Raw genomic sequence first — 16475 nt, forward strand, 5'->3', positions numbered from 1 at the left:
TCTCAGGCTATCAGAAAAGCAGATCATGACTTATCTCTCTTGCGTTGAAGTAGAACCCAATGTTGAAGCTACTGCGACGGTTATCTGGTTGCATGGCTTAGGCGCCAATGGTCACGATTTCGAAGCAATTCTTCCAGATCTAAAGCTACCAACGAGCGCCCCGGTACGGTTTATATTCCCTCATTCGCCATCGATGCCGGTGACCATCAATGGGGGGATCGTAATGCCTGCATGGTACGACATTCTAGAAATGGGCGCGGGCCGAAAACTCAATACTGATCAGCTGCTACATTCTGCCAATCAAGTTGCGGCACTGATTGAGCGAGAGCTTGAGCGTGGTATTTCCAGTGAGCGTATCGTTATCGTCGGCTTTTCGCAGGGTGGCGCTGTCGCTTACCAGGCAGCTTTAAGCTTTCCGCAAAAATTAGCCGGACTATTAGCGCTTTCGACCTATTTCCCGACATCAGACAGCATTGAATTTGCTGAATGTAATCGTGCATTACCGATTGAAATCATGCATGGCCGTTTTGATCCTGTTGTTCTGTCAACGATGGGGCAGGAGGCTTTAAAAGCGTTGGAGAGCGACGGATTTAAGCCTAACTGGCGTACCTACCCGATGGAACACAACGTCTGTCTGGAGCAGATCCAGGATATTTCAGCCTGGCTAAAGTGTTTACTTGACATGAAGTGAGTAATTATTAAAAAACAGAGGGCGTAACCAGACGTTATGCCATTGTTGCCTATTAATGGCGGAATTATTGGCTTCATTGTCGTTTAAATATACGTTCAAGACTTTAAGGTTATATCATAGCTGTTTTTCATCTAAATAGAGTGTGAGTAAAGGCATACTAAATCCAAGGCTTTTTAAATACAATTCTTCCACCTACTTAATATATCCATCAGGTTAATCATGAGTGTTAACGAATTAAATTTAAATGTTAACAAGAGTTCTCAATTAAATAGTGCGATAGCTTGTACTGTTATTGTTTCAGCGGTTATCTTTGTATCCCAGTTCATTATTGGCAAACAAGAAATCAACATTGGCGTAATAACGCTCCCTATTCTTCCTATGTTATTTGCTGTAATGATAGGAATGGCCCTATCCATAAATCTCACGAAAGAAAAAATAAAGATTTGGGGCAAGGTATTTACAGAAAAAGAAGAATCATTCTGTTCTAAAATGGTCGGATTCAGTCTTCTTATATTAGGTACTCAGTACGCTGGAATGATTATTCCAAACTTGGAAAATATTTATGCTGCTGGTATCCCGTTACTATTCCAAGAGATAGGTAACTTATTGCCTATTTTGATTGCTATTCCGCTGGCCGTTAAGTTTGGCTTTGGCCGAAAAGCGATTGGTGCCTGTTCGTCGATTAGCCGCGAGCCATCAATAGCCGTGATTCAAAGCAAATACGGGACAGGCACACCTGAATATATTGGTGTATTAGCCATTTACCTGTGTGGTTCTGTGATTGGTACGCTGTGGTTTAGTATTTTAGGCAGTATCAGCCCTCTGACCGGCCTTCATCCTTTGGCCCTGGCTGCCGGTTCAGGCGTAGGCAGCGGTTCGATGCTTAGCGCGGCCTCTGGTGCGTTAATCAATGGATTAGATCCAGAAATGGCTAAACAGGTGTTAAGTATTGCTGCAGCATCCAATTTACTATCGTCAGTAGTAGGTGCGTTATCGCTGACATTTTTGGGTATTCCTTTAGCAGAATTTACCTACAAAATTTGTAACAAGGACAAATAAGATGAAAACAATTTTTATTGATATGAAGCTGGTGTTTCTAGCTATTGTATTGGCGATGTTCACCCAGACTTTAACTACAGGAATATCACCAATAGAAATGGTGGATAGTTTTGTAGCCATGTCAATTGTGATATTTCTTGCACTTGTTACTAAACACTTTTTACCATCATCGTTGCCAGCATTCGCCTATGCGACGATTGTTGGTATTGCAATCTGTTTACCAGATACAGTTGTCCGTACATTCTTTCTTGATTCGGTAGGTAAAATCTCTTTCCTTTCATGCTGTGTGCCGCTATTGGCATTTGCCGGTCTTTCGGTTGGCGGACAAATGGAAGAGCTGAAGAAAATGTCATGGAAAGTCATTGTGATATTTTTAATCGTCTCTACATGTTGTTTCTTTGGTGCATCTATGATCGCTCAAATCGGTTTCACAATGAAAGGAATTATTTAATGATGAATGATTTTAAGCTAAATAATAACTTGCTTGAATTGAAAGAGTTTAGTATTTCTGTTCGTCGTGAACTGCATCAAATTCCAGAATTGTCTGGGGAAGAATATAAGACCTCGGCATACTGTAAAAAAATATTGGAGGATGCTGGCTATACACTGAAAACGCATGAAGGTTATACCGGTTTTATTGCCGATTTAGTGGTTAGCGATGCGTTCAGCACGGTTGGCTTCCGTGCGGATATGGACGCGCTGGAAATGCACGATCTTACGGATAATGAATTCAGCTCTAAGCATGAGGGGTGCGCCCATAACTGCGGTCACGACACGCATATGGCAATTGCTCTGACGACTGCCAAATATCTTTCTCTGCATAAACAAGAGCTAAAACACAATGTGCGCTTCTTATTCCAGATGGCGGAAGAAGATATGCGCGTACATGGTGCTGATAAAATGGTCGAGTTAGGCTGCATGGATGGTGTCCATGAGGTTTATGCGCTGCATAACGACGGAGCGACGGAATGTGGCACCGTGCAGATTAACGACGGCATTATGTCTTCATACGGTTCAGCATGGACCTTGAACGTCAAAGGTATCTCTGCGCATGGCTCAACACCACAAAAGGGGTTAGATGCCATACGCGAAGGTGCACGCATTGTGATGGATCTTGATTACATCGTCGCTAAGAAAACCAGCCCCCACAGCCCCGCGGTTTTCGTCTGCGGTATGTTTAACGGTGGAACAGTTCCGAATGCCGTTGCTGACAACGTGCAGGCAAGAGGGACTATTCGGTCGATGGATGATGAAACAGATCAAATCCTTAAAGATAGCTTTAAGTCTATTGTTGAAGAAAGCACGGTCAGGGGTTACAAAACAGATATTGATTACTGCGGCTATCCAGCTGTTGTTAATCACCCTGAAGCCTACCAGCGTGTTATCAGCGCCGCACAAGGTGTCATTTCTAATGAAATTTTGAATGCGAATTGTAAGCCAATGACGGGTAGCGAAGATTTCAGCCTGATGATCAATGCGACAGCAGATAAACGTGGTGCGATGTTCTTCCTGGGCAGTGGGAACAGCAAAAAGGGAATTAATAATTACCTACATTCAAACCCTTACTTTGTTGATGATGATTTTATGTTAGTAGGCGCACAGATTTTTATTAACATCGCAACGATGTAACTAAAATCATAACCAGTAATAAAAAAGCCACAGCTCATTTAAGATGCAGTGGCTTTTTGTTTATTTGCAATATCTTATATTAAACCGCTTAATAGACAGGCAAGGTAAAGTCGGTAAACATTTCTTCAATTTTCGAACGAGTCGTTTGACTCAGCACTTTTTCCATGACTTGCTTGGTTAAGTGCGGGGAGAAAGAAGAAATAAAATCGTACATGTAATTTTGCAAGAGAATGTCTTTGCTAAAGCAAATCCATGCTTTGCTCGGTTCAAAAATATGATCAAGGCCAATGCAGGTTAACTCTGTATTTTCTACATCTTGTGCCGCCAGAGAGGAAATGATGCCAATGCCAAACCCTAATTCGACATAACGCTTAATCACATCAGCGTCCATTACCGTCATAAAATAATTTGGGTTCAGATCTTTTTTCGAGAAGGCATCCTCTTGTGTCGCTCTGCCCGTTGCACCCATTTCATAACTGAGTATAGGGTACTGACAAAGCTGTTCTAAAGTCGGTTTTTCGCCATTGTCCAACGGGTGTCCTTTGGGAACCACTAAAGAGAGTGTCCACAGATAGGCTGGGAGGATGATTAAGTCATTATCATGACTAACATCGTGCGCCACAATAGAAAAATCGGAATATCCTTTACTAATCTTTCCTTTGGTCTGAGGCGGCAGAGTAGGGTGCAAATGAAAAGATATTTTTGGATATTTATTGATAAAATAGGAAACAGTTTTAGGCAGTAAATATCGTGCGATAGTATGTGTTGTGTAAATATTTAAAGATCCTATGCTCGGGTCTAAATACTCGCGGGAAATAGCTTTTATTTTCTCTTCTAAAGACAGCATTTTATCAAGTTCTGTAAATATCTTTTCGCCGACAGGAGTTATACCATGCAAATTCTTACCGCGCCGTTCAAAAATGCGCACGCCTAACTCATTCTCTAATAAGGCGATTTGCTTACTTATGCCAGGCTGAGTTGTGAAGAGCATTTTAGAGGCGGCAGATATATTAAGATTATTATCCTTAACTGACTTTAAATATCTTAGTTGCTGTAATTTCAAAGTATCGCTCCTGCATGTATATTTTGAATATCTGCGATCAATTATATTGATAATAACATTAAATCTTAGTTATCAATATGCTATTAATCCTAACATATTACAAGTCTCTGGTCGGTTTTGATGCGAAATTGACTTATTTCAATCGGTTGAATTTCAACCACTTAACACTATCAAGATAAGGTTCTCATCTCTTGATGGCTCACTATTGGGCGAAGCCATCGCCTACTGATGTGATTTTATTTGGGGTGCTTATTTGGAAGGGGAAAAGCGTCGAGGATGAGTTTTGAGGTTTAGAATTGACGGGGAGCTGATGAAATGAAAATAGAGCGGCGAAGAAAGAGGGCCGAAGCCCTCTTGGAGACAAGGCTTATTTAGCCTAATACAACACCTAAACTCAGCAGAGCCATTACCATTACGGTAAGAATGCCAATTAATGGGCCGATAAACTTGAGCCATGATGAATATGCGACACGACCAATGGCTAACCCGCCCATGACAACACCCGACGTTGGGGTCACAAGGTTTGGCAGGCCAGACGCTGACTGGAATGCGGTGACCACTAGTTCGCGACCGACACCGGCAAAGTCTGCTAATGGCGCAAGTACTGGCATAGAAAGTACGGCCAGACCAGAAGATGAAGGCACCACTAAGCAAAGCACAGCTTCAATCCAATAGATGGCATTGATGAAGGCGACTTCATGTAGTCCGCCTAAAAGACCTTCTGCATAGTTCAGAATCGTGTGGGTAATATTGCCATTATCCATGACAACCACTAAGCCGCGGGCAATGGCGATGATTAATGCTACGCCTAATAAATCTCGCGCGCCGTCAACAAAGCTATCGGTGATTTCGACCTCAGATAATCGACCGACAAAACCAACAATGATACTGGAACCGATGAACAGTGCAGATAGCTCTGCCATCCACCAACCGGCAACAGAAACGCCCCACATCATCACGGCAAAGGTCAGACCGAAAATCGCTAACACGGCTTTTCGGGTGCCGGTAAGCTCTGGCGCTTGTTGTTCTTTGCTGTGAAGGAAGTGATGTTCATTGTCATCTTTCTGGTGGGCCACAATCGATGCTGACGGATCGTGCTTCACCTTATCGGCATAACGCATTACATAGACAACACAGACAATCCAGCCTAACGCGAGAATAATAGCGCGTAAGATGATGCCTTCCATGAAGTTGATTTCAGCTGCGTTAGACGCAATAACTGTTGCAAACGGGTTAATGGTCGACCCTAAACAGCCAATCCCCGCACCAACCATGATGATGGCGACACCCACAATACTGTCATAGCCAGCTGCAATCATGACTGGAATTAACAGGGCATAGAAAGGAATGGTCTCTTCCGCCATGCCATAGACGGTGCCGCCCATCGCAAATAATCCCATTAGAATTGGGATCATCCATTTTTCGCGACCGCCTAAACGTTTCATCGTGCCAGCAATGCCGGCATCAATGGCACCTGTGCGGGTGACTACCGCAAGAAAGCCACCAATGACCAGAACGAACAAGGCGACATCAACGGCGCGAGCTGCGTAGCTTGATGGATCGTAGAAACCTTGAATCGGCGCCATTAACACTTCCACTATCCCTTGTGGGTTAGCTTCGACGGTTTGATACGATCCCACCTGAGGCACCATACGTCCCAGGGTTTCGTTTTTCTCCATTTGGTATTGACCCGCGGGTATCACCCACGTCATTGCTGCCATTAAAACGGTCAATATCATTAAAATTGTGTAGGCAGAGGGAAATTTAATTTTCGTCATTAGGATATCCTCATTAAGCGGGGCAAATTGCCCCACAATTTGGGTGGTATTCCACCTTCTTTTTTATGCTACGAAGTCCATGATTGCTTTAACGGACATACCAGCAAGCCCCATCTTTTCCAGTGTTCGGCCTTCTTTGAAGTAATCAATATCGTTATACGCGTTATCAATGTGCAGGCAGGATGTGACTAATGGTGTTTCTATCCCGGCGAGTTTGCCCAGCTCATAACAGGGCACCAGCAGGTACGCGGCATCTTCTGTGATGTAGCGGTTACTGGCGGAGTTCGGGGCACTGTTTAACTTACCGTGAGTTTCTGAGGTGCGGTTAACGTCATAAACGGTCTCGCATTGCATCGCATAGAGCGCATTCATGGCTTCAAGCTCAGGGATCAGTTCCAGCCCCAGCGCTTTACCGACTGACTGGCGTTCATGTTCCATCACCGCTGCTGCTTTGGCGGTTGATATAGAACAGCAGTCTTTGTAGTAATTAAACTGGCCGTCAAAGTTCTCAAGCAATCCCATGTTGAGGGTGGTTAATAACGGATGGCCACCAAAGTTAATATTCTCCATTCCTGCACTGATCACGTTCGCCAGGCCGCGAAGCGGTAAAGGCATCACGTCCTGAAGCCGTGCAATGGCCCCGCTGGTTTTACTGGCAGGCAAGGCTGAAACGGGCAGGAACTCTTTCATGCCTAAAATGGCAATTTCTGCCGGGCCGACGATACGGGTTGCCCATGGGATCGAGATGGCATCGACAAACGTAATATCGAGATCAGCATAACCTTGCTCTGCTTTAATGCGATTGAGTACCAGTGAGCCGTAGTTACCCGGCATCAGCATGATAACTTGCCCGTCGCGCAGGTGGGGCAGCATCTCGATAAATAAAGGCTCTTGGGCAAAGGAAGGGACGGGTAAAATCAGCAGATCAGAATAGGCTACCGTTTCTGCCAGATCCCGGCTTAGTTTATCAATGGCCTGAAAACCTGAGTAGGTCAGGGGCACGCTGTTAAATTCGGCTAAAGCCGCTATGCCGCCGCGTTGCTCGATATCGGTAAGTGGTTGGTCAAAGCCTTTGGCACCAAACAAGCATACTTGTGCGCCATGAAGCGAAAAATGGTACGCCGCGGTTAACCCCGCATTGCCGGAACCTATGATGGATACTCTAGCGTTCATCGCTCTTCCTTTTGTTATGTTTCCTGGTGAAATCAGACTAAGGAAGAGAGGGCGGTTTTGCCCAATGCAGAACGGCTAAGGTAGTATGCAAAAAAGTTATGGTTGGCGGTGGGCTTCATTTTAATTCATTGTTATTAATCGTTTTTATTTGATTTTTTATAGAGGCCTACTTACCGGTTATCTGTGACTTGGGCCCATATCGTCTTCATCGAGATCGCGCATCGGACCAATTTTAAGATGAATATCCATCTCATCGGCGAGCAACAGAAACTGCTCGATGAACTGTTTGGCATGGCGGTGAACAGGCTTAAGGGCGGGATATAAAATGTCGAACTCAAACGGTAATGAGAATATCAGAGGGCGCATTACAACATCTTTGTGTTCGCTGGCCATGTGGGCGGTAAACGGATCGGTGATCGCAATGCCCACACCTTCCCGAACCAATGCGGCAGCAGTACTGGCAAATGAGACTTCAATGTGTTCAATGGTGGTCAGATCATAACGCCGCAGTAAGGCATCAATGCGCCGCTGGGTGACGTCTTTTTCATGCCGAATCAATAACTGGCCGGCAATATCATAGATATCAATCACGCTTCTTCTTGCCAGCGGTGACTGTGCCGGTAACAAACAGACGCATTCACACTCAACTTTCTGTGCTTTGACTCCGGCAAGATATTCATCCACAAAAGCAAAGCCGATATCGGTGGTCTGGCTCTGAACCCGGCGAATGACATCTTCTGAGCGGTAGGTCTTAAACCCTACCTTCATCCGGGATGAGTCTTTTAAAAATGTTGCCAGGATCCGGGGAAGAAAGGCATTTGACAGTAATGGCATCGCCGCAATATTCAGGCTGCCAAATCGATGTGATCGAATGGAATCTGCGGCATGATCCAATCCGGTGACGGCTTCGAACACTTTGGCCACTTCAAGGTAAAAAGCTTGCCCTTCATCACTTAATACAAGGCGATTTCCTTTTCGAAGAAACAGATCGAATCCCAGTCTCTGTTCCAGACCTGACAACAAGCGGCTGACGGCCGGCTGGCTTAAATTTAATCGTTCTGCTGCTGCTGTAACGGTTTGACATTCAATGACGGCTTTAAAGGCATTGAGTTGTGAGAGCTTCATGTGAGTCGGTTCTTGATTTCAGATAGCTAACGCTAACAGAACTGGATGGTTAATACATTGAGATTGAAGAAGTGCTGTGGGTCAATTCTCACAATATTGCTGTGGTGGCTATTATCTAGACTTTCGGAGAGTTGCGTTTGGAGCAAACTCTTTGGCTGTTATTATGTTGACCTGATGTACTGGCTTGGCGTTTCTCCGGTTTGCTTTCTGAAAAAACTGATAAAGGCACTGTCGCTGGAAAAATCCAGGACAAACGCCACATGCGAAACACTGCGTCCTTCTGCCAGTAACTCAATCGCTTTCATCAAACGCCATTGCTGTCGCCATGCCTGGTACGGCATGCCCGTCTCTTTGCTGAAAATACGGCTGATGGTTTTTTCACTGGCACCGATATTCGCTGCCGTCATATTTAATGGCAGAGGAATAACGCCGCCTTGTTCCAGCTGTTTCAGCCAGCTTTGCAACCGGTAGTCTTGCGGCTTTGGTAAGACCAGTGTCTCTTCCGGGGCTAGGTTGAGTTCTTGCCAGAATAATGCCAGCAACGTTTTCTGGTTTTCGTACGCCATATCCCACGGCCAGAAGGCCATTCTCTCAATTAATTCTCTTAGCAGGTTATTAACGCCGACGACCATCAGTTTTTGGGGCTGGTCGGGAAACAGGATCGGATCAAAATAGACCGAACGGTAAGCCACCACATTGCGCATGGTGGCACAGTGCTCAACGTTGGCAGGGATCCATGCCGCCCGGGTGGGAGGCAACACACATTGCATGTTGTCTAGAGTGATGCTCATGCATCCCGTTGGCGCATAGAGCAACTGACCTTTCTGGTGGTGATGCATGCCAGAATCGTGGCGGCCGACATCGGCGGCAATACCAATGGCGGCGGGGCCTAATTTATCGGGATCAAAGCGAACTTGTTCGGTAATAACGGCCATCTGTCCGTATCTTGATGTTTTGTGTTCTTATTATTGTAACCGGACATCTCACATCCTTCTATATTATCCACCACGTTTGTATAGAGATGAAAATATGAAGAAAAAGCCAAATGCCGGGCTGATTGTCGCGTTAATGATGTTCCCGCAGATCGTTGAAACCATTTACAGTCCGGTACTGCCTCATATTGCCGACGTGTTTGCGGTCACTTTCGAGACAGCCGCACAGACAATGTCGGTGTATTTTATCGCCTTTGCGTTTGGTGTGGTGTTCTGGGGAAGAATGTCTGATGTGCTCGGCAGAAGAAAGGCAATGCTGGCGGGATTGGTCACTTACGGCGTTGGGGCGGCATTAGCAATGATGGCACCCGATTTTGAAGTATTGATGTTAGCGCGAATATTGTCGGCTTTCGGTGCCGCTGTCGGCTCGGTGGTGACACAAACTATGCTGCGTGACAGTTATGATGGTCCGGAGCTGGGCAAAGTCTTTTCCCTGATGGGAATGGGTATTTCGATTAGTCCGGTGATTGGCCTGCTGAGTGGTGGGGCGTTAGCAAGTACTTACGGTCATCTGGGGGTGTTCTGTAGCTTACTGGGGCTGGCAATGATGTTGTGGCTGGTTTCTGCTGTAGGGTTACCTGAAACGCGCCCTGAGTGTACCAGCGCTGTAAATTTACGGAGGGTTGCTGCAACAATGGTCCGCGATGTCCGCCTGTGGCGCAGTGCTTGTTGGGTTGCGTTATTTAACCTGATGATATTTGGCTACTATTCGCAGGCACCGTTTATCTTTAGCTCCTTGGGTATGTCATCGGTTGAGTTTGGTTACAGTGGTATTGCCCTGGCTGTGGGCTCGATGTCAGGCAGCATGATTAACAAAAAATTGCTGTCAAAAGGCTGGCCAGCCGATCATCTAGTGTTACTGGCTTGTGTGCTGGCTCTGGCTGGAAGTATCGGAGTGTGGCTGACACAGAGCAGTGTGTTGTTTCTGCTACCAATGATGCTGGTGGTGGTTAGTTTTGGTATAGCGATCCCGAATATTCTTAGTCAGGCGCTAGTGAACTATAAGCATGTGGCCGGAACCGCAGGCGCTTTATTTGGTTTGTGTTATTACCTGTTACTCGGTGTTGCATTGGGTTTGTCAGCCATGATCCAGGATCTGGGAATTGTCTTGGTGGCAGCTGCTGCATTAAGTGGCTTGTTGTGTCTGAGCCATAAAGCGCTGCAAAATGGTGTGGAATATGATGGCTAAATCGTTGAAGGCGGCGCAATACCAAATCTATTAATTATCTGAATGGTTAGATAATTAATGGAATTGGTATAACCAACTACACTGTAGTCTAATCTTTGAGATGAGTACTTGTTGAATAGGGTGAGTACCCGAGAAGCCAGAGGCATTACTTAAGGAGGCTATATGGCTGTTTCACATGGTTTAACTATGGTGGTTGAGCGCGATGAAGACAATTTCCTTATGGAGCTTAAAGCGATCGGGAAGTTAACACATGCTGATTTAGAAAAGATCACACCAGAGATGGATGAGGCGCTTGAAGGGATCAGCGAGCCGACGGTTAATATTTATTTTGATGGTTCTGAGTTTGAAGGCTGGGAGCTACAGGCTGCCTGGGATGATTTAAAGCTGACCCTGAAGCATGGTAAGAAGTTCAGCAAAATTGCTGTCTACGGTAATAAAAGATGGCAGGATGTGATGTCTCATGTCGGCAGTTGGTTTATTTCCGGTGAGGTGAAGTATTTTGAAGAGCCGCTGAAAGCATTAGCCTGGTTGAGGGAATAAAGTGGTTTAATGTTTGGACTTTTTGGTTACCCGAATGCTTCCATAAGACACTGATAGTGGATGATCCGTCTGGCTCCGGTTTACTACGCATTTCAGGTGGGTATAATGCCCGGCTTAGTTAAACGACAACCATTATCAGAAAGGACTTCAGTTTGAAGCTATTTGTCAGAGATCTTACCGTTATCGACGCCTCATACCTGTGCGAGGAGCGCGGCATGGTTGGTGAAAGTTGGATTCTCGATGTGGTGATGTCGGGCGAGCTGAATGAAATGAGCATGGTGCTCGATTTTAGCCGAGTCAAAAAGCAAATCAAACAGCTGGTGGATCAGTATGTTGATCATCGCCTAATTGTGCCGACGAAAAATGTTAATGTGAAAATGAGTCAGACCAAGGACGGCTATGCGGCAGTAGACTTGCTGCGTGGTGATAAAAGTATTCACTTACATTGCCCGGAACAGGCTTATTGCCTGATCGATGACGAGAAAGTGACGATTGAATCGGTTACCAGCCATCTTCATCAGGTATTAACCGGTTGGCTACCTGCCAATGTGCAAGGGCTGGAGTTAACCCTGCGCCATGAAAAAATTGATGGTGCGTTTTATCATTACACTCATGGCCTGAAAAAGCATGATGGAAACTGTCAGCGAATTGCTCACGGTCACCGTTCTCCGGTTGAACTCCTTGTTAACGGCGTACGAAGTGATGCGCTGGAACAACAGTGGGCACAGCGCTGGCAAGATATTTACCTGGGTACCGCAGAAGATCAGGTTGCTGTCTCTGAGTTGAACCTGAGCGACTACGCAGCAGGTTTATCAGACGATAAGCATTTCGGTTTCCGCTATACCACTCCGCAAGGCGAGTTCGAATTGGCCATTGCCAAATCAGAAACGGAAATCATTGATACCGACACCACGGTTGAGCTTCTGGCTCATTACATCGCAGAAGAAGTGAATAAGTCATTACAAGGCGAGTCACTGGAAGTCGTCGCCTATGAAGGTGTAGGTAAAGGTGCCATGGCGTCAGCCTGATTAGTATTACAGCTTTATAATCCTGCCGAATAATGCTTCTCGACCTCTGTTATTTATCTACTTTACGTAATAAATAACAGTATGGCGGGAAGCATTTTTATTTGGGCAGACAACCCCTGTCTGAACCGAGAAACTATCTATACTTAGTCTGCTGTAAGCTTTTAAACTCCAAAAAGATGAGGAATTGATGATGAAATTCTTAGTCACCTGGCAATTTCATGAAGGACAGCTTCACGATACATTGTCCTTTTTTTCTCAAATGACGGCAGAGCAAGATAGATTGCTAATGGGCGAGAAGCTCAAACTTATTGGCCGGTGGCATGATGTCGTTTCCGGCAGAGGTGTGGCAATTTTTGAATCGGAAAGTGCAGATGCATTATCGGCTTACGCGCTTCATTGGAATAAGTATATGGATCTGGACATCGCGGTTGTACTGGATGATGAGGAGGCAAAAGCAATTGGAAGCCAATTGGAAACGCATGCCGGATCATAACGACAAGTTCGCTGATGAGTATGTTGTCGCCTATGCCTGCGGGTGTTGTCATTAATGTATTGGTAGCCGAAATGACTGGTTAAAAGAGTCCGGAGCTTGCTCGGTCAGCAATTGGCTGTGATGTAGCATCAATATCGACTGGATGATTTTTGTGCCAAGCCCTAAGCTACCTGATGGTGCAGTGTGATCGATGTGATTAGTGATATTTATATTGATATCATCGGTATGCTGCACCACTTTCAAATAGATACAAGCGTTGCCCGGAGAATGACGGATGGCATTTTCCAGCAGATTAGCAAACAGGCGCAGTAACAACTGTTTGTCACCATAAATAGTTTCAATCGTAGGGATGGAAATATTGAATGTAATATTCTTTCTCTGGGCATCAATGGCCAGGCTTTCTGCCGTTTCATCAATGATATTCGCCAGATCAACTTGCTCAAAACAAGGTTTTGGATCTGGTTGCTTGCTATGTGCTAACTGCAGTTGCTGATGTAGTTGGTCGCCAAGTTTTTGAGCGTTACGGTGAGCGGTTTCAATCAGTGGATCGGGGTGTTCAGCCTGAAGCTGCCAGGTTTCTAAATAACCTAAGATACTTGATAGTGGCGTTTTTAGATCATGGCTGAGCTGCATCAACATCTCTCGTCGTGTTGTTTCCTGATATTGCAGTTGCAAAAATTGCTGCTGAATTCGTTGAGCCATCTGATAAAAATGGCTGGCAATGGGCATCAGCTCCGGAACCTGATGAACAAAGTCAGGCTGTAATCTGAAATCATTACCGGCTTGTGCCTGTAGTCTTTGAGCGACTTGTTCAATGGGTTTAAGTAAAGTACGTTTGACCAGCAAGTAGGTCACCAAACTGAATCCAATCAGTAATATCAACGCAGTGAACAGCGTTATCAATAACGGCTGATAACTTTCCTGAGCTTCCAGCAGGCTATGTTGTTCGCTGCCAATTACTACGTACAGATAGCCAATTACCGAACCAAATTGAGAAATTGGCGCAACGGAGAAAACCTTTTGCTGCTGCGGATGACGGGGATCATCGCCGAGAATAGGAAAGGATGCCTGATCCATAAAATGTTTGATTGGGCTCAGGTTTACTTTGTCCATTTTCACTTTACCATCAGGTGCGGCATGGCTGCGAATATTGCCCTGCTGATCGAGAAAGTAGATCTCAAAATCGGGACCCAATAACATCAAGGTATGGAAAATGGTTTTTAACGCATCAGGGTTATAATCGGTACCGTGCATCAGCGGATTATCATCTCGCATATGGGCGGCGAGTTCGCGGTGCAAGTTTTGTTGGGTACGTTGCTCGGTTGTTTGTTGCTGGTTGAAAAATAGCGTGCCAAGCAATAACGCTGACAATGAAAACCAGACACAAGTCAGAAGCAATAAACGCAGTTTAAAATTCATGCTGGTCACCTGTTTTAACGGGGGGGCACCTGACATCGATTTGAAAACCTCTAAATCGATGTGAAGGGGTTTTAGGCTGCTTGAAATTTGTAGCCAACCCCCCAGACCGTATGGATGTATTTATGGTCAGAGTGCGTCGCTTCTAATTTACTGCGCAGTCTGTTTATCGTGCTACAAACAGTGTGGTGGTATCCTGAAAATTGGGTATGCCAAACCTGTTCGAGTAATTCATCTTTGCTATATACCCGTCCCGGTTTTTGCGCCAGAAAATGCAGTAAGGTAAATTCAGTTGCCGTTAGTTTCACCGGGTGATCATCGACTTCGACCTGATGGGATAGCGGCCTTATCGCCAGCCCTTCAAATAGCAATACCGGCTCGGTTGGCTCTGATTCTGGTTTCGTTGTCTCTTGCCCCGTATTATGGGATTCCCGACGCAGAATAGCTCTGATCCTGGCTTGAAATTCCAACACGCTGAAAGGCTTCGTTAAGTAATCATCGGCGCCAGATTCTAATCCTTCCACTTTGTCTTTTTCACTGTCTCTTGCGGTAAGCATCAACACCGGGACCCAGTTGTCCTTTTGACGTAATTCATGGCATAGCGTTAAGCCATCACCGTCATTAAGACCGCGATCTAAAATGATCAGTGCAAAGTCACCTAGCGCTAGCTGATCTCTGGCATCACAGAGGTTGGTGGTTCTAACAACCTGGTGCCCTTGCAGAGTCAGATGCATGCCGATTAGATCGGCCAGATCATTATCGTCTTCAACGATTAGTATTTGCGAGGGTTCAATGGTGTTCTGCGAAGCTACCGTTAGCATGATCCTTCCCCGATCGGTTTTATACTGACTATCTGACCGGATGAGGGAAGGATTGCTTTCATTGTATTATACCGATGGGTATTAATCGGTTCGGGTAATGATTAAGTGAGCGCCGGGATTGAGAAAACGATGGGTCCCATTAAGTACTGATGAGGCTAACCCGTCATCCTTACTGATAACACCTGGATGGAATGATACCTGGTCATTATCATTTCTGATGCTGTTAAACCCTTTGCCACCTGCGGCAGGGCCGGGCACCGTTTCTGAGGCTTCATCATTGGCTTCAGTACCTGCATCCCATACATTCATATTTATGTTCAAGCTGTCGCCAACCTCTAGCGTATCGATATTTATGCGGGTTTCGCCGATAAAGCCGTCGTTGGTATTTACCAGCATACTAGCCAGCGACATTTGATTGCCGATAGCGGGATCAATGGTGAAGCTGATGGTATCGCTGCTACCCGGTAAAATTACGCCAGTACCGGAGAAACTGTAATTGATGTGTTCGTTGGTCTCTTTTTCGGCTAATACTGCGGAGTTATCACCAGCTTCTGCGAGCCTTTCTAAGGCATTGCTTGATGCTTCTCCGATAGAAAATAAGCGATATTGTGCGTCATGCACCAGCAGTGCCACAGGCGATAAAGGTTGGTTGGATGTTAAGTTCTTAACCGTAACGGTGTAGCTGCGTTGCTCAAGCGGGCACCCAGCTAGCAAACCGACACTGGCTACAATTGCTATCAGACGGAATTTCATCTCAGCCTCCTTACTTAACCGTTACTGTGAGTACCGCAACCGGATTCAGCCAACGGTGTGCGCTGCTGTTGATGTCGCTGATGCCACCATTTGGATCATTGTCACCTAAGTTGCCTGGGTGAATATGAATTTTTTCATTCGTCACTGTGGTTTCAACGCCAGTACCATTGTCACCAAAAGTAATGAAAGGAGGGTTTGGCATACTGGCCTTCAGCTCATCATTGGCTTCAGTACCCGCATCGTAGCTATTGAGAGTCACTTTATAGCTACCGGGCTGAGAGGGGATCTCCCAGCTGTCGAGTCCGACAAATCCATCATTGGTAGGCAATAGCATTGCAGTAACAGACAGGTAATTCAGCTCACCGGTATTCATAGTTGTGGTAGCGGTTACGCCGGGGTCGAGAATACCACCAGCCGGATTTTCAACCACAATAGCCCCGGCATTACTAGCCAGAGAAGACAGACCTGAGATGTCACCGCCTTCTGCCATCGCTTCGATCTCAGGCGAAGCACTTTCACCAGCCTGGAATAAAGTATGATCAACGTTGTGAGCGGCGATTAATAATGGGGTGAAGTAAATCCCTTTGGTGGCATTGGTGATAGATATGTCTAGCTCTGCTGCTTGCGCACCGGTTACGTTTAATAGCAAGGCACCAAGAACAGAGGCACTTAGAGCAGGAGTGCTAAACATAGAAGGTCTAAATGTAGCGTGTTTCGCTATTTTC

17 protein-coding genes are annotated in these 16475 nt (G+C 45.7%); 8 read left to right on the forward strand and 9 right to left on the reverse strand.

The genetic code is table 11. From position 1 onward, the window contains the following. The first annotated feature begins 25 nt into the window (after positions 1–25). The 4 genes from L4D76_RS07165 to L4D76_RS07180 all read left to right on the forward strand — a co-directional run bounded on the left by L4D76_RS07165 (position 26) and on the right by L4D76_RS07180 (position 3379). Positions 26–691: an alpha/beta hydrolase gene (locus L4D76_RS07165; RefSeq protein WP_428440231.1), complete on the forward strand. Its 666-nt coding sequence runs from the start codon at positions 26–28 to the stop codon at positions 689–691. A 219-nt stretch (positions 692–910) separates the two neighbouring features. Beyond that, positions 911–1750 (forward strand): DUF3100 domain-containing protein, encoded by an 840-nt coding sequence (locus tag L4D76_RS07170; protein ID WP_428440232.1) that lies wholly within the window; start codon positions 911–913, stop codon positions 1748–1750. 1 nt (position 1751) lies between these two features. Beyond that, positions 1752–2201, forward strand: a complete 450-nt coding sequence (locus L4D76_RS07175; RefSeq protein ID WP_428440233.1) for a hypothetical protein — start codon at positions 1752–1754, stop codon at positions 2199–2201. Further along, the gene (locus tag L4D76_RS07180) at positions 2201–3379 is read left to right on the forward strand and encodes a M20 metallopeptidase family protein (protein ID WP_428440234.1); all 1179 of its coding nucleotides are present in this window, start codon (positions 2201–2203) and stop codon (positions 3377–3379) included. The genes L4D76_RS07175 and L4D76_RS07180 overlap by 1 nt, the downstream gene beginning before the upstream one ends. Before the next feature lie 88 nt (positions 3380–3467). Here the strand turns inward: L4D76_RS07180 and L4D76_RS07185 are convergent, their stop codons facing one another. The 5 genes from L4D76_RS07185 to L4D76_RS07205 all read right to left on the reverse strand — a co-directional run bounded on the left by L4D76_RS07185 (position 3468) and on the right by L4D76_RS07205 (position 9453). Further along, entirely contained in the window at positions 3468–4442 is a 975-nt protein-coding gene (locus tag L4D76_RS07185; RefSeq protein WP_428440235.1) for a LysR substrate-binding domain-containing protein, read from the reverse strand. Positions 4443–4813: 371 nt separating this feature from the next. Continuing rightward, a complete protein-coding gene (locus L4D76_RS07190; protein ID WP_428440236.1) occupies positions 4814–6220 on the reverse strand; it encodes a YfcC family protein in 1407 nt (468 codons plus the stop codon). 63 nt (positions 6221–6283) lie between these two features. After that, positions 6284–7393, reverse strand: coding sequence for an NAD/NADP octopine/nopaline dehydrogenase family protein (locus tag L4D76_RS07195; RefSeq protein ID WP_428440237.1), 1110 nt, complete (start codon positions 7391–7393; stop codon positions 6284–6286). Between the two features lie 177 nt (positions 7394–7570). Next, positions 7571–8518 carry a LysR family transcriptional regulator gene (locus L4D76_RS07200; protein ID WP_428440238.1) on the reverse strand — a complete coding sequence of 316 codons (948 nt, stop codon included), beginning with the start codon at positions 8516–8518 and terminating at the stop codon, positions 7571–7573. Between the two features lie 161 nt (positions 8519–8679). Next, positions 8680–9453, reverse strand: coding sequence for an AraC family transcriptional regulator (locus L4D76_RS07205; protein WP_428440239.1), 774 nt, complete (start codon positions 9451–9453; stop codon positions 8680–8682). Positions 9454–9547: 94 nt separating this feature from the next. Between L4D76_RS07205 and L4D76_RS07210 the strand changes: the two genes are divergently transcribed. The 4 genes from L4D76_RS07210 to L4D76_RS07225 all read left to right on the forward strand — a co-directional run bounded on the left by L4D76_RS07210 (position 9548) and on the right by L4D76_RS07225 (position 12760). After that, the gene (locus L4D76_RS07210) at positions 9548–10699 is read left to right on the forward strand and encodes a multidrug effflux MFS transporter (RefSeq protein WP_428440240.1); all 1152 of its coding nucleotides are present in this window, start codon (positions 9548–9550) and stop codon (positions 10697–10699) included. 162 nt (positions 10700–10861) lie between these two features. Then, complete coding sequence (locus L4D76_RS07215; RefSeq protein ID WP_428440241.1) at positions 10862–11239, forward strand: SpoIIAA family protein; 378 nt, start codon at positions 10862–10864, stop codon at positions 11237–11239. Positions 11240–11391: 152 nt separating this feature from the next. Further along, positions 11392–12267: a 6-carboxytetrahydropterin synthase gene (locus tag L4D76_RS07220; RefSeq protein ID WP_428440242.1), complete on the forward strand. Its 876-nt coding sequence runs from the start codon at positions 11392–11394 to the stop codon at positions 12265–12267. Positions 12268–12457: 190 nt separating this feature from the next. Further along, the gene (locus tag L4D76_RS07225) at positions 12458–12760 is read left to right on the forward strand and encodes a DUF3303 domain-containing protein (protein WP_428440243.1); all 303 of its coding nucleotides are present in this window, start codon (positions 12458–12460) and stop codon (positions 12758–12760) included. Positions 12761–12811: 51 nt separating this feature from the next. Here the strand turns inward: L4D76_RS07225 and L4D76_RS07230 are convergent, their stop codons facing one another. From L4D76_RS07230 to L4D76_RS07245, 4 genes are all read right to left on the reverse strand, one after another. Further along, positions 12812–14179: a sensor histidine kinase gene (locus L4D76_RS07230; protein WP_428440244.1), complete on the reverse strand. Its 1368-nt coding sequence runs from the start codon at positions 14177–14179 to the stop codon at positions 12812–12814. 71 nt (positions 14180–14250) lie between these two features. Then, entirely contained in the window at positions 14251–14997 is a 747-nt protein-coding gene (locus L4D76_RS07235; RefSeq protein ID WP_428440245.1) for a response regulator transcription factor, read from the reverse strand. Positions 14998–15078: 81 nt separating this feature from the next. Then, positions 15079–15750 carry a spondin domain-containing protein gene (locus L4D76_RS07240; RefSeq protein ID WP_428440246.1) on the reverse strand — a complete coding sequence of 224 codons (672 nt, stop codon included), beginning with the start codon at positions 15748–15750 and terminating at the stop codon, positions 15079–15081. Positions 15751–15760: 10 nt separating this feature from the next. After that, positions 15761–16441, reverse strand: coding sequence for a spondin domain-containing protein (locus L4D76_RS07245; protein WP_428440274.1), 681 nt, complete (start codon positions 16439–16441; stop codon positions 15761–15763). Positions 16442–16475 lie beyond the last annotated feature (34 nt).

The organism is Photobacterium sagamiensis (genome assembly GCF_050337085.1).
GTDB lineage: Bacteria > Pseudomonadota > Gammaproteobacteria > Enterobacterales > Vibrionaceae > Photobacterium > Photobacterium sagamiensis.